The following is a 13,474-nucleotide window of genomic DNA, read 5'->3' as shown; positions in this document are numbered from 1 at the left end:
ACCCGATCATGACGCATACCAATGAACGCGTGGCCATCGTCACTGGCGCTTCGCGCGGCATCGGCCGTGCCGTTGCCTTGAAACTGGCCGCCGAGGGTTTTGCCGTCAGCGTCAACTACGCCGGCAATACCCAGCGTGCCAATGACGTCGTCGCCGAGATCGAGGCCTCGGGGGGCCGGGCGATGGCGATACAGGGGGATGTTGCGGACCCCGCAACAGTTGAGCATCTGTTTGCTGCAACACAGGAAGCCTTCGGCCGTCTCGACGTGGTGGTCAATAGCGCCGGCGTCCTAAAGATGGGCAACATCACCACCGAGAATGTCGAGGTGCTCGACAGCACGCTCGCGACCAATCTCCGTGGCAACTGGCTGGTCATGGCAAAGGCGGCCGAAACGCTGAGCGAGGGCGGTCGAATCATTGCCTTTTCTTCCTCGGTGCTCGGCAAATCGTTTCCCGGGTACGGAGCCTATATCGCCAGCAAGGCAGGCGTCGAAGGGTTGGTGAAAGTGCTCGCCAATGAGCTGCGCGGCCGTGAGATCGCCGTCAATGCCGTGGCACCCGGCCCCGTGGCCACGGAGATGTTCTTCGAAGGTAAAACCCACGAGCAGGTCGCACAGATCGCTGCCTTGGCTCCGTTCGGGCGCCTGGGTCAGCCGGAAGAGGTCGCCGATGTCGTGGCGTTTCTGGCCGGACCGCAGGGTCGCTGGGTCAATGGCCAGGTTCTGCGCGTCAACGGCGGTATGGTCTGACAATCGAATATCCGGAAGGAGACGCTCATGCCATTTGCCAACTACAAGTTTCCCGAAGGCATTCTCGATCATGCCCGCAAGGAGGAGATCATTCATCGCACTACCGCGATGTTCGTTGAGTACTTCGGCGAAGACGTTCGTCCCTATACCATGGTGCTGGTCGAGGAAGTCGCCGATGGCGGCTGGGGACGGGCGGATGAAACGCTAACACTGGAGAAGATGGGATTAACCGTCAGGAATACGTAGCGTGAGATAGTGACGTATGACCTTGCCGGTTTTGTCCGGTGGCGTCGCCCACTTGCCGGGCGGTGTCGTTGGGTCACACCACCACCAGGCGGCGGTTGCTGCCGCCTGGTGGCCTTTCATCGTCTTCTATGCCCTCGTGCCGTCATGTGCTGGGCTGCATGATGATTATCACCTTGCCCTGATGCGGGCCTGTATTGGGTACCGGCCCGTGTCGTTTCAGGCCAGGTGATGGACTTCCTGCAGGCCGTATACGGGGGTGGGGATGCCCTCCATGCGCGCCTTGAGCTGCAGCGCCAGGTACTGCGAGTAGTGGCGTGACTGGTGCAGGTTGCCGCCGTGGAACCACAGCGCCTCCTGTTGGGTGGGCTTCCACATGTTGCGCAGTTCGCCTTCCCACGGGCCCGGGTCCTTGGTGGTGTCGGAGCCCAGTCCCCAGCATTTGCCGACCTTGTCGGCGACCTCCTGCGAGATGATGCGTGCCGCCCAGCCGTTCATGGAGCCGTAGCCGGTGGCGTAGACGATCAGGTCGGCGGGCAGTTCGGTGCCGTCGGTGAGCGTCACCGAGCGCGGGTTGATGCGCTCGATGCCTACACCGCTGCGCAGCTTGATCTCGCCGTTGGCGACCAGGTCGCAGGCACCCACGTCGATGTAGTAGCCGGAGCCGCGGCGCAGGTACTTGAGAAACAGCCCCGAGTCGTCGTCGCCGAAGTCGAGCATGAAACCGGCGTCCTCGAGTTTCTTGTAGAACGCGGCGTCGCGTTCGCGAATCTGGTCGAAAGCGGGGCGCTGGAAGTCGGGCAACAGCTTGTAGGGAATCGAGGCGAAGATCAGGTCGGCCTTGTCGTGGGTGATGCCACTCTTCACCGCTTCTTCGGAGTAGAGCGGGCCGAGGGCGTGTTCCATCAGCGAGTCGGACTTCACCACGTGCGTGGAGGAGCGCTGCAGCATGGTCACGTCGGCGTCGTTTTCCCACAGCGCCGCGCAGATGTCGTGGGCGGAGTTGTTGGCGCCCACCACGATCACCTTCTTGCCGCGATAGGCATCCGGCCCCGGGTGCTGGCTGGAGTGTTGCTGCTCGCCCTCGAAGGTCTCGGCCCCAGGGAAGTGTGGCACGTTGGGCATGCCCGACATGCCAGTGGCCAGGATCAACTGCTTGGGCCTGAGGGTGACTCGCTCGCCGTCGCGGTTGACGTTCACCGTCCACTCGCCGCTGGCCTCATCGAAGCTGGCATCCTCGCACTCAGTGGAACTCCAGTAGTTGAGTTCCATGATCTTGGTGTACATCTCCAGCCAGTCGCCGATCTTGTCCTTGGGCGCGAACACCGGCCAGTTCTCGGGGAAAGGAATGTAGGGCAGGTGGTCGTACCACACCGGATCGTGCAGGCACAGCGACTTGTAGCGGTTGCGCCAGGCATCGCCGGGGCGCGGGTGCTTGTCGAGGACGATGGTCGGCACGTTGAGCTGGCGCAGGCGTGCGGCGAGGCCGATACCACCCTGTCCTCCGCCGATGATCACGCAGTAGGGCTGGCGGCTGTAGCCGAGTTCGCGCTCCTCGCGCTGGCGCGACTCCAGCCAGGTCTCGCGTGACTTGTTGGCGCCGTGTTCGGCGCCCTTGGGGCGATGCAGACCGCGCGGCTCGGGGTAATCCTTGAGCTCCTGCATGGTGGTCAGCAGTGTCCAGCACATGCCGTCCTTCAGGCGCAGAAAGCCCTTGCCGCGGGCGACGCCGGTCTCGAAGGTGAACCAGGCCTCGGTCACGCCATCGGTCTCGGTGGCCTCGCCGTCGATCCGCCAGTTCGACGGGCGGGTTTCGCCCAGCGTGGCATTGAGCATCGACTGGATGGCGTCCTTGCCCTCCAGGGTCTTGATATTCCAGGTGAAGGCGACCAGGTCGCGCCAGTAGCACTCCTCGTTGAACAGGTCCATGACCCGTTCGATATCGCGTTGCTCCAGGGCGCTCTCGAAATCGTCCAGCCAATGTTGGACTTGCTGGGTTGGCGTGCGTGTCGTCATCGTTGTTCTCCGCATTGTTCATGGGTGACACGCCCCTGCCATGGCAGGAAACGTGCCAGCGGCGGTGCAAGCACGGCAAAGAGTGCCAAGTGGCTGAAAATTCACAGAAGAGAAGATGGGAGTGGCCACAGCACTAGGGACCGTGCTCGCCATCGATGTGACACCTGTCATGTAACGTGCCGGCCACGGCGTTACATGTGTAACGCTCGACCAAGGGCGAAGGGCGTGCCGATTGACTCCCGGCCCGGGCGGCATAGGCTGAACATGGGACTGCCACACAACAACAAGGCCCGCCAGCGCTGACAACAGGTAGCTCGACGAGGCGGGCACGGAGAGGCAGCGATGCAGCTACGCCACGAACAACGCCAGCATATCGAAACCCTGATTCGCCTCAGTGAAGGACAGGCAAAGCATCTGGATGGCTGCCGCGAGGTGATCCGGCGCTCCTGGGAGCGCTGTGTAGGCGAGTATCGTCTCGATCCGGGGCGGCCCCGGCCGGTACGCGTGCTGACCCAGCAGGCCCTCAAGGAGCACCGCGAGCCGGTGGACGAGCTGCTGCACGTGGCCCGGGCCGGCGTCGACCAGCTCTTTGCCCAGATCGCCCCGCTGGGCTATGTGCTGCTGCTGACCGACCGACGCGGCATTACCGTGGACTTTCGTGGCCAACCCGGCCAGGACCCGGCCCTGCGCAAGGCCGGGCTCTACCTGGGCGCCGACTGGGACGAGCGTTACGCGGGCACCTGCGCGGTGGGCACCTGCGTGCACGATGCCCAGGCCATCACTTGCCACCAGAGCGAGCACTTCGACGCTACGCATATCAGTCTGACCTGCACGGCAGCGCCGATTACCGATCCGCAGGGCAACGTCATTGCCGTGCTGGACATCTCGGCGTTGCAGTCACCGCGCAGCCACGAGAGCCAGAATTTCGGGCTGTCGCTGGTCAGTCTCTACGCCCGCATGATCGAGGACGCCTATTTCCTGCATCGCTATCGTGACTGCCTGATCCTGCGCTTCGATACTGCCCGCGAGTTCGTGCATCTCAACGGTCGCGGCCTGATCGCCATCGAGGAGGACGGCAGCGTGATCGCCGCCAATGGCGAGGGACGCTCCCTGCTCGACGCGCACCTGCGCCGCTGGCCGGCCTGGACGCCGGGCTGGGTGCCGTCGGCCACGCAACTCTTCGAGGCCGAACTCGGCGACCTGTTGAGTATTCCCGCCACGCGCGAGGACCAGATTCGCGCCTTTCGCGTGCGCGCCAACGACACCACGTGCTTTGTCACCTTGGTCGAGCCGCGCAGCCGGCGCCTGGCGCCGCGGGCCGTGACGCCGTCGCCCACGCCGGTCCCGGCGCTGGACCGGCTGGCCTCGGACGACCCGGCCATGCACCGCGTGCTCAAGCTGGCGCGGCGACTACGCAACGAGACGGTCAGTGTGCTGATTACCGGCGAGACCGGAACCGGCAAGGAAGTGCTGGCACGTGCCCTGCACGACAGCGGCAGCCGCGCCGACGGCCCGTTCGTGGCGGTCAACTGTGCGGCGATTCCCGAGTCGTTGATCGAGAGCGAACTGTTCGGCTACCTGCCGGGGGCCTTCACAGGAGGGCGCAGCAAGGGCATGCGCGGGCTGATCCAGCAGGCCGATGGCGGCACGCTGTTCCTCGACGAGATCGGCGACATGCCGCTGGCGTTGCAGACCCGCCTGCTGCGTGTGCTGGCCGAGCGCGAGGTGATGCCGCTGGGCGCCGAAAAGGCCGTGCGCGTCGACCTGCGCGTGATCACCGCCACCCACCGCGACATGCGCGAGCTGATCGCCAACGGGCGCTTTCGCGAGGATCTCTATTACCGGCTCAACGGCGCGCAACTGCGCCTGCCGGCGCTGCGCGATCGTGCCGACAGGCATTATGTGATCCGCAGCGTCTACGAGGCGCTGGTGGCCGATCGCGACAGCAAGGTGAGGCTGCGCGCCGATGCCATGAGTGCGCTGCTGGCCTATGCCTGGCCGGGCAACATTCGCCAGTTGCGCAATGCGCTGGGCTTCGCCCTGGCCACGGTCGATGGCGAGGAAATCACTGTCCACGACCTGCCGGAGGAGTGCCAGGGCGGGCTGGCCATCGCGCCGCAGGTCATCGATGCCACGCCGCAGCCGGCAAGTGCCGATGACGACGACGCCCAGGCACTGCATGCGTTGCTGCAGGAGACCGGCTGGAACGTCAGTCTCGTGGCGCGCCGGCTCGGCGTGTCACGACCCACCGTCTACCGGCGCATGCGCCGCCACGGGCTGGTGCCGCCCAACCGGCGTGAGGCAGGTGCCTTACTGGAGGCGGGGAAAAGCATGTAATGGTGCATGATTCTGATCACGCTAGGCATGACTGATCTGGTCGATGGGATTTTAATGGCAGGTTGGCGTACGAGAGACAATTTCTATACGCAATAGGAACGCCGAATTCATATGGCCGATTTATGCCGTGGCAAGATACTGGCAGGCCCCATATGTGAGCGCTCCCGGGAGCGTCGGGCCGGCGATGCCGCCCCGCCAATGTTTGTAAATCCCAATTGCGGCCAGGGCGGCAATGATGCTCAGGTGCTTGCCGTTATGCACCGACAGCAGAGGCAGCAGCGAGACCACGAGCAGCGATGCGATGGCAGCAGGTCCTATCGCTTCCAGCATTCTTCGTAACGCTGACGGCATGTTGAACGTCTTTTGGGGTCGGCTTTGCCATATCGGTACCCAACGCAACAGGAAGGTCGCCAACCCACAGAGAAGAATGATCATGTCGAGGCTTGAGAGCATGTTCTCCTCCGCTTGGCTGAAAGCGCTGCACCGGTAAGTAGCCCCAGCGCCAGCGCATGGTGGCTAGGTAGCACCATCATCAGCAGAGCCGTCGCTAGGGCAGTGATCAGTATGGTTCCTGCCCAAGCCTTCACGCCGATTTCCAGCAGTAGCGCGAAAAACAGCGCCGGTAGCACGAAGCTCAGGGTGTCTTCGATGACGCCGGGCAGGGTGCCGACATGTTTGCCCAGGGTGACGCCCAGCAGCGTACCCAACACCCAAGTCAGGTAGGCCCCCGTTTGCAAACCGAGATACCAGGCGTGCCGTGAGCTGGGAGCGATCCGCTCGAGTCGGCTCGATGCGGCGGCAAACACTTCATCCGTGAGTCCGAAAGCCAGCAATGGTGAGGGGAGTTGTCTGCCTTCCGAAGCCAGCCGAGGCATTAACGCGGGCCCGTAAAACAGGTGCCGAGCGTTCATCAGCAGAACCGTGCCGAGCGTACCGATCAGGCCGGCGCCGGAGGTCAGCAAGGTGATCAGCACGAACTGGCTGGCACCGGCAAAAACCGTGACAGAGATGAGTAGCGTGGATGCCGGGCTGAGTCCCGCCTGTAACGCCGTCAGGCCAAAAGAGAAGGCGATGGGCAAATAACCCACGCCGATGGAGGCACTGTCAGCCAAGCCTTGGAAAAAAGCTTTCATGGCGCTTTCTCCTTGGGCCCGTTGCTGGGTTTGCGAAAGGTGAAGACGTGGGTGCCGCCTTGCCATTCTTCGGCTCCGACAGTGGCGAACACCCGACGATGCCTGATGGGCTCGAGGCCGCACAGAAGGGCTAGCTCATTGAAGCGACGGGCATGTGTCTTGCGCTCCACTTCATAATCGAAGCCGGCCACCATGGCTTGAAGCTCAAGGCGGAAGAAGCGGAGGTAGACTCCAAGCGAACCAGTCGATGACAAATCCTGAATGGGCTTCTGCACTCGGGAAAGAAGGTTGCGGCAAGCAGTGACCGCTCTCGTCGTTTTGCCATGGGATGCGTCGAGGGTCGCCAGGCATAAGGTATGCTTGATGTCGTCGAAGATGTCTCGTTCCCCGGCGCCGTAGTCGACGGACTCGCTCTGCCCAAACCATGCCATGCTGGCAAGCAAATACGCACTGTGATGCAGGACGAGTCCTCTCTGACGAGAGTCCTGGTCATGAAAATCGGGCAGGAACTCATCGGCGATACAGAGTATTCCTCCCGGAGACAGCAATGACATGGCCTTCTGAAGCATGAACGCCGTATTGAAGTGGTGAGACGCGCCGACTGACGTTATCAAATGCGTAGATGCCGGAGGGATGTCGACGTCCAGGAAGCCGGCTTGGTGTGGCTTGACCTTTTCGTCATGCGAAAAATTGGCAGTCAGGTAATGAAAGGCCGTGTCGTCGGGTTCAATCGCAGTGACGTCAAGCTCGGGAAGCAGTTCTCGCAGCATGAGCAAGGCCGAGCCAGGGCCCGTACCAATATCAATGGCTTCGTGAGCCTGATCCAGACGAGTGGAATGCCTGATGTCCTCTGCCATGGCGACGACCTGGCGTGCATAGCCCGGGTGCAGCAGCTCGAAGGCAGCGTAATGATCGACATCGACTCGGCTGGAAAAGGCTTCTTCGTCTTCAGAGGGCGCATGCCGCTCTTCGAAGGCTCCTTTCGGTGACAGCCCATGGGGAAGCCGAGGGTCGCCTCGTTGCAGTGCAATTTCCGCCGCTAGGCAGGAAAGAGTCATCGAAGGGGATTGGGTTCGATCGGCGATCGCCTGCCGTTGCCCATCCTGTATGGGCAATAAGAAATCTTCGGCCATGCGGGCCAAACCCTGGGCCCGAGCCAGTATCGTATCCTCCTCGGTCTGGGGAGCAACGGCCTTGAAGGCGGAGGTCGCGTGAAGCGGAATGAATGCCAGATAGGCTCCGAGGTCGTCTCTTCCACAGGCGTGAAAAAGCGGCCAGCGATAGTCGCCCGTAGCCAGGCAGGCGTGTCTGGAGATTTCCTCTTGTACGAGGGTGGTGCTTTCGGGCGCGTTTCGAAAGCGCAGCAACGTACCGTTGATGCCCTGCGTCGCCTCAATGGCGTGCCGATGAATCAGGCTTTTAGCCCCCTCCCATGCCCGCTCCGTCATCGGCCAGTCCATGACCTGGCCCAATTCCTGTCCGCTATGGCCCAGTTCAGGGTATTCGATGAATACCATTGCCCTGGTTGAATGCCCCGCAGCACCGTAGACATGGGCTACATCGGCCTCGTAGTCGTAAGCTTCTCCCGCGCGGACCCGTTTGGGGCGAGTTGCATCGCCGACCAGCATTTCCCCCTGCAATACCACGATCTTCTCTTTGACCCCTGGGGCATGGGCCGATGAAGTCTTGAGATGGCCTGGAGCCAATTCGAGAATGTAGGTTTCGATAAGTGGCGAGGCGCTGCTTCGTTCTATAAAACGAACGCTGGCGCCCTGGCCCGTCAAAGCCTCCTCGAAACGAGGGCCTGTCTCATCGGATGGCGTAAGCAGCGAGCCGAAGGGGACGTCAAGCGCGTTGGCCAGCGCCCATAATGTATCTATCGTTGGATTTCCTTGGCCTGCTTCCATTCTCGACAATGTCGATTTGGCGATGCCGGAGCGCTGCGCAAGGCCTGAAAGCGTCAACCCGCTCCGGCTGCGAGCGAGCTCGAGGTTGCGAGCTAGGATAGGCAGCAGGCTCATGAATCGTCCCTGTTAAAGTTATATTGTTCTTTTTATAGAACGACTGAGTCGTTAACGCAACACCAGCCTTTGGCAGAGCTTTTAATCACGCCTGTGAGGACATCGGGCGATTGCCATGCCGCGAGGCAATTGTTCGTCAGCGATGGTTGGCAACTCGCTTTCAGACTAACGGAGTGGCTGGCGGATAAGTGTGCCATAAGGTGGAATGTGAATTTCCGCTTCCACAAATGGGATAACAGGCATGGCTGAAGAAACGCTTTCCACGATCTACCGGGACTACATCGCTTGTCTCAACAGGCAGGACTGGCCGAATCTAAGCGCGTTCGTCGATGACGACGTGCACCACAATGGTCGGGCGATTGGCCTTTCGGGTTATCGCGAGATGCTGGAGAAGGATTTCGACGCCATACCGGATCTGTATTTCGAGATTCAGCTATTGATTGCCGACTTGCAAGGCGTCGCGAGCCGTTTGGGCTTTCACTGTACGCCCCAAGGAAGCTTTCTTGGCCTGCCGGTGAATGGCAGGAAAGTGCGCTTCACCGAGAACGTTTTCTATACGTTCAAGAACGGAAAGATCGTTCAGGTATGGTCGATTATCGATAAACTGGCAATCGAGGCTCAGCTATGAGGGTGTTCTGCCTCCCTCGCTTGTGCGCGTTGCGCCGATCAGCCAAGATCGTGCGGACTCCATTCCATTAGAAAACACGAAAATGACTGATCGTCGTTGCAGGATCCGGCTAGGCACGTCCCGTGATATACCGGCCATGGCCTCCGTCTGGCTGGAAGCCTCATGTGAAGCCCACGATTTCGTGCCTGATTCGTTCTGGCATTCCCAACGGTCGGCCATGCAGGAAGCCTACTTGCCGGCTGCCGAAAACTACGTCTACGAGCAAGACGGCGATATAAAGGGGTTCGTCTCGTTGCATGAGACGGCGCTGGCCGCCCTGTTCGTGATGCCCATGAGCCAGAGCCGGGGCATTGGCCGGGCGCTGCTGGACCACGCCAAGTCGCTGCGGCCCATGCTTGAGCTGCATGTCTATCGCAAGAACGCTCGGGCCGTGCGTTTCTACGAGACGAACGGATTCGTCATCGTGGGCGAGAGCGAGGATACGCATACCGGGGAGCCGGAATGGCTCATGCGCTTTGGCTGAGATTCGAGTTTACACTCTCGCGTATTGCGGGCCGCCGCCCCCGTCGTGCCGACGGCCCGCTGCCGAGCCTAGTACGACTCGATCAGTTGCTGCAGTGCCGGGTCGCGCACGGTCAGCACCTCGAACAGACCCAGGGCACGCAGTACGGGCAACGCCTCGAGTATGTCGCGTTCCAGCGTTGTCCGCTCGTCGGGCGGGGTCGTTGGATCGCACCAACGTTTGGCGTTGATGAGAAAAGCGCCGACGTTGCCTTTGCGAATGACGATGCCGTCGCGTTCGATCTGGTTCATGTGGTCGGGAAGGATGTCTTCAGCTCGCATGGGTAGGTCCTCGTTGAGATGGCAAGGTCACTCTACGCTCATGCGGTCGGCATTATTGCGCTATAAAAGACAACTGATAGCGCAATGAGGCCATTATATGTCGTCTCCTCTGGTTGCCCATGCCATAGCCTCGTCTAGCGAAGGGCCGCTGGTCGTCGCAACCGTGCTGCACTCCGAGACGCTTCGCACGACACAGCGGCATTGTCATGCCCGTGGGCAACTCCTGGGCTCCTTGAATGGCCTGGTGTCGGTCGATACCGATAGTGGTCAGTGGGTGGTCCCGGCAACGCATGCCGTATGGGTGCCGCCCGGTGTCGTGCATGGCCTGCGTTCCCATGGTGCGTTTTCGGGATGGAGCGCCTATGTCGTGCCTTCGGCCTGCACTGATTTGCCCGACCGGCCCTGTACGCTTGGCGTCTCGGGCCTGCTGGGCGAAGTGGTGGCACGACTGGTGCAGGTCTCGGAAGAAAATCCGAATGCTGCGCAGCATCGACTGGCCGAAGCGCTCCTGGATGAAATCCGCACGTTGCCCCATGAAGCGCTGGGACTGCCGATGCCGAAAGACCCGCGAGTGCTGAAGGTGGCTCGGGCACTATCGGAACGGCCAGACGACACCCTGCGACTGCAGGAGTGGGCCGCTTGGGTGGGCATGGCGCCACGCACGCTGTCGCGACGCTTCGTTAGCGAGACGGGATTTACCCTGACTGAGTGGCGACAGCGGGTGCGTTTGCTGCGTGCGCTGGAAATGCTGGCGGCAGGCCATGCGGTGACACGGGTGGCGCTGGAACTGGGTTACGAGAATGCCAGTGCTTTCATCGCACTGTTTCGGCGTACGTTCGGAGCCACGCCGAAGCAATATACTATGACTATAACAGACCTTGACCGCCGGCCTAGGATTCAGGCTGGCCCCGAATAGCGAGGGAGTTCCATGGAACAGCGCATGAGTCTGATCACGCTAGGCGTGGACGATCTGGCGCGGTCACGCCAGTTTTACGAAACGGGGCTGGGTTGGCGGGTTGGGCAGGCCGTCGAGAACGAGGTGGTGTTCTTTCAGCTCAACGGCCTGATCCTGTCGCTCTACCATCGCAACGCCATGGTGAAGGATATCGGGATTAGCGACAACGGTGACGGGTTCGGAGGTATCACTCTTGCCTACAATGCGCGCAGTCGCGAGGAAGCGGACGTCGTGTTGAGTGAGGCGAAGCAGGCCGGTAGTCGTCTGGTGAAGCCCGCCCAGGCAACCACTTGGGGTGGCTACGTCGGCTACTTCGCCGACCCCGATGGGCATATCTGGGAGGTGGCTCACAATCCCTATTTCCCCATCGATGCCGAGGGCAGGACGACATTGGGCGGGTAGTGCTGACGATGCGCGGGAGTGAATTCGCCGAACTCCAGGCCTTTCTCGCCGTGGCCGAGCAGGGCAGTTTCGTGCGTGCGGCGGAGGCGTTGCAGGTATCCCCCTCGGCGCTGAGCCAGACGATCAAGGGGCTCGAGTCACGTCTGGAAGTACGGTTATTCAACCGGACGACGCGCCGGGTGGCGCTGACTCAGGCCGGCGAGCGGTTGCTGCAACGGCTTGGCCCGGCGATGAGCGAGGTCGAGGCTGCGGTTACCGATGCCGTGGAATTGGGCGAGCGCCCCCGCGGCCGGTTGCGGATTCATGCCTTCCGGGTGGGATATCAGCTTTATCTAGAGCCGCTGCTGGCGGCATTCGCCGAAGCCTATCCCGATATCGAACTCGATCTGACCCTGGACGATCAACCGGTGGACATGGTCGAGGCCAGTTTCGATGCGTACGCGGCAAATCAGACGAACCATGAAGGAGGTCCGGCAATGACAGATCATCCCTATGTCGGCATGTGGGCCACGGCAGATGGCCACGTGCGCCATGAACTACTGCCGAATGGTCGTTACGACGAAGCGCGTGGCAATCGCGAGAGCGCCTATCAAGGGCGCTATGAGGTTACCGGTCACCATATCGAGTATTGGGACGATACCGGCTTTACCGCCGATGGCGACTTCATCGATGGGGTGCTGCATCATGGCGGGATGGTGCTGTACCGCCAAGGGGCTGACTGAAACCGGATCGCGCTATTTGAATCAGCCTAAGGCAGGCACCGTTCCTTACTACGAGAGCGAGGACCATATCCCCCGCAGCGAGGCCGAGAATGAGCACCACGCCCACCTGATAAATTTCTTCGAGCGCAGCTTGAGGGAATGAATGCCTGGTCCGTTCTATCTCTGGGCGTGTTGTCGATCCCTGCGCTCAGTGAGATACGGCGCGCCGTACCGATGTGCGCAGGTACAAGCCTTGTACGCCGATTCCCAGCAGGGCGATGCATCCTGCGCCAATCGACAGCATGTCGACCGGCACATGCAAGGCCAGGACCAGACCGCCGATCGAGGCGCCCATGGCACTGCCCAGATAAAGCGCCGATTCATTCAGCGCCACCGCCAGGTTGCCGTCGCCATGGCGGTCTCGCGCTTTCATCAGTTCGTTGTTCTGCGGAACCTGAAGCGCCCATCCCACGGCGCCCCAGAGCGCGATGGGAACAAGCGCGAACCAAGCATCTAGAGCGATGAGAAACGGCAGGGAGATCAGCGCAACGCCCAGCAGTAGCAGGATGGCGAAGATCAAGGTGTGCCCCTGGAAGCGATCCATCAACGTCCCGATCAGGAAGCTGCCGAGCACTCCGCCGACACCCCAGACCCACAGGAATGCGGTCACCGGCAGATCACCATGAGCCGTCACCAGCGGGGCGATGAAGGTGTACATGCCCAGGCTGGCAATGGCGGCCAGCAGCGAGATCGAAAGCAGGCCGATGACGTGACGGTCGGCCAGGATGGCCAGCTTCTTGTGCACAGGCACTGTCGGCGTTGTGGGTAGCGGCGGGAGCCGGTACATCAGACCGACGAGCGCGATAAGCCCTATCGCCGCAATCAGCCACAGGGCCGCTTGCCACCCCCAACGCTCCGCGAGCAATAGGCTGAACGGCACGCCGAGGACAGTGCCGCTCGCCATGCCGCCCATGATGATCGAAATGGCCTTGCCGCGTTGCCCATCCGGTGACACGCCGACGGCCGCCGCAATGCCTATCGCCAGATAGGTGCCCGCCGCCATTCCGGCGACAACGCGCAAGGCTATCAGGGTCACGATATCCGTCGCCATGGCGCTGGTCGCGTTGGCGACCACGAACAGGCCCAGCATGGCGAACAGGCCACCACGCTGGCGATGGGCGGGCAGCAGGGCGACACACAGGGGCGATCCTAGCCCGTAGGCCAGGGTGAATGCCGTGACGAGTTGCGCGGCCACGGAGACGGAAACCGCAAACTCGGCCTGGATCATCGGGATCAGGCCGGCGGTCACGTAGGACGCCATTCCCAGCGCGAAGGCGCCGGTGGCGATGAGAGAGGTCGTGCTGCGTGATACGTGTGCCATGCGTACGTTTCCTTTTCGGTAAAAGGTGCGGTGGAACGGAAAGTACGGGCAGTTTGCTGTTAGGC

General features: G+C 61.7%; 14 protein-coding genes. 8 read left to right on the top strand and 6 right to left on the bottom strand.

Annotated elements, in window-relative coordinates:
- Nucleotides 1-8: 8 nt before the first annotated feature.
- Both MHM84_RS13485 and MHM84_RS13480 read left to right on the top strand, forming a co-directional pair.
- Nucleotides 9-749, top strand: coding sequence for an SDR family oxidoreductase (locus MHM84_RS13485; protein WP_239266870.1), 741 nt, complete (start codon nucleotides 9-11; stop codon nucleotides 747-749).
- Nucleotides 750-776: 27 nt separating this feature from the next.
- Nucleotides 777-995, top strand: coding sequence for a 4-oxalocrotonate tautomerase family protein (locus tag MHM84_RS13480; RefSeq protein WP_239266869.1), 219 nt, complete (start codon nucleotides 777-779; stop codon nucleotides 993-995).
- Nucleotides 996-1,211: 216 nt separating this feature from the next.
- On the opposite strand, the gene MHM84_RS13475 is transcribed toward MHM84_RS13480, so the two are convergent.
- Complete coding sequence (locus MHM84_RS13475; protein WP_239266868.1) at nucleotides 1,212-3,008, bottom strand: NAD(P)/FAD-dependent oxidoreductase; 1,797 nt, start codon at nucleotides 3,006-3,008, stop codon at nucleotides 1,212-1,214.
- 342 nt (nucleotides 3,009-3,350) lie between these two features.
- On the opposite strand from MHM84_RS13475, the gene MHM84_RS13470 reads away from it, so the two are divergent.
- Nucleotides 3,351-5,345 carry a sigma-54-dependent Fis family transcriptional regulator gene (locus tag MHM84_RS13470; RefSeq protein WP_239266867.1) on the top strand — a complete coding sequence of 665 codons (1,995 nt, stop codon included), beginning with the start codon at nucleotides 3,351-3,353 and terminating at the stop codon, nucleotides 5,343-5,345.
- Nucleotides 5,346-5,465: 120 nt separating this feature from the next.
- Here MHM84_RS13470 and MHM84_RS13465 read toward each other — a convergent pair whose 3' ends face one another.
- The 3 genes from MHM84_RS13465 to MHM84_RS13455 are packed head-to-tail and all read right to left on the bottom strand — an operon-like array spanning nucleotide 5,466 to nucleotide 8,499.
- Nucleotides 5,466-5,798, bottom strand: a complete 333-nt coding sequence (locus MHM84_RS13465; protein ID WP_239266866.1) for an AzlD domain-containing protein — start codon at nucleotides 5,796-5,798, stop codon at nucleotides 5,466-5,468.
- On the bottom strand, nucleotides 5,777-6,478 hold the full coding sequence (locus MHM84_RS13460) for an AzlC family ABC transporter permease (RefSeq protein WP_239266865.1): 702 nt from the start codon (nucleotides 6,476-6,478) through the stop codon (nucleotides 5,777-5,779). Before MHM84_RS13460 ends, MHM84_RS13465 begins: the two co-directional genes overlap by 22 nt.
- The gene (locus MHM84_RS13455; RefSeq protein WP_239266864.1) at nucleotides 6,475-8,499 is read right to left on the bottom strand and encodes a helix-turn-helix domain-containing protein; all 2,025 of its coding nucleotides are present in this window, start codon (nucleotides 8,497-8,499) and stop codon (nucleotides 6,475-6,477) included. Before MHM84_RS13455 ends, MHM84_RS13460 begins: the two co-directional genes overlap by 4 nt.
- 241 nt (nucleotides 8,500-8,740) lie before the next feature.
- Here MHM84_RS13455 and MHM84_RS13450 point away from each other — a divergent pair, with 241 nt between their 5' ends.
- Together MHM84_RS13450 and MHM84_RS13445 are read left to right on the top strand one after the other, a co-directional pair.
- Entirely contained in the window at nucleotides 8,741-9,127 is a 387-nt protein-coding gene (locus MHM84_RS13450) for an ester cyclase (protein WP_239266863.1), read from the top strand.
- Nucleotides 9,128-9,209: 82 nt separating this feature from the next.
- Nucleotides 9,210-9,650 (top strand): N-acetyltransferase, encoded by a 441-nt coding sequence (locus MHM84_RS13445; protein WP_239266862.1) that lies wholly within the window; start codon nucleotides 9,210-9,212, stop codon nucleotides 9,648-9,650.
- A gap of 68 nt (nucleotides 9,651-9,718) precedes the next feature.
- Here the strand turns inward: MHM84_RS13445 and MHM84_RS13440 are convergent, their stop codons facing one another.
- The gene (locus MHM84_RS13440) at nucleotides 9,719-9,970 is read right to left on the bottom strand and encodes a hypothetical protein (RefSeq protein WP_239266861.1); all 252 of its coding nucleotides are present in this window, start codon (nucleotides 9,968-9,970) and stop codon (nucleotides 9,719-9,721) included.
- 97 nt (nucleotides 9,971-10,067) lie between these two features.
- On the opposite strand from MHM84_RS13440, the gene MHM84_RS13435 reads away from it, so the two are divergent.
- The 3 genes from MHM84_RS13435 to MHM84_RS13425 are packed head-to-tail and all read left to right on the top strand — an operon-like array spanning nucleotide 10,068 to nucleotide 12,049.
- On the top strand, nucleotides 10,068-10,886 hold the full coding sequence (locus MHM84_RS13435; RefSeq protein WP_239266860.1) for a helix-turn-helix transcriptional regulator: 819 nt from the start codon (nucleotides 10,068-10,070) through the stop codon (nucleotides 10,884-10,886).
- 12 nt (nucleotides 10,887-10,898) lie between these two features.
- Nucleotides 10,899-11,327 carry a VOC family protein gene (locus MHM84_RS13430; RefSeq protein WP_239266859.1) on the top strand — a complete coding sequence of 143 codons (429 nt, stop codon included), beginning with the start codon at nucleotides 10,899-10,901 and terminating at the stop codon, nucleotides 11,325-11,327.
- Nucleotides 11,328-11,335: 8 nt separating this feature from the next.
- Complete coding sequence (locus MHM84_RS13425) at nucleotides 11,336-12,049, top strand: Atu4866 domain-containing protein (protein ID WP_239266858.1); 714 nt, start codon at nucleotides 11,336-11,338, stop codon at nucleotides 12,047-12,049.
- Between the two features lie 187 nt (nucleotides 12,050-12,236).
- Here the strand turns inward: MHM84_RS13425 and MHM84_RS13420 are convergent, their stop codons facing one another.
- The gene (locus tag MHM84_RS13420; RefSeq protein WP_239266857.1) at nucleotides 12,237-13,409 is read right to left on the bottom strand and encodes an MFS transporter; all 1,173 of its coding nucleotides are present in this window, start codon (nucleotides 13,407-13,409) and stop codon (nucleotides 12,237-12,239) included.
- Nucleotides 13,410-13,474: the final 65 nt, after the last annotated feature.

The organism is Halomonas sp. McH1-25 (genome assembly GCF_022348165.1).
Classification (GTDB): domain Bacteria; phylum Pseudomonadota; class Gammaproteobacteria; order Pseudomonadales; family Halomonadaceae; genus Modicisalibacter.
This window is presented reverse-complemented; position numbering and strand designations above follow the sequence as displayed.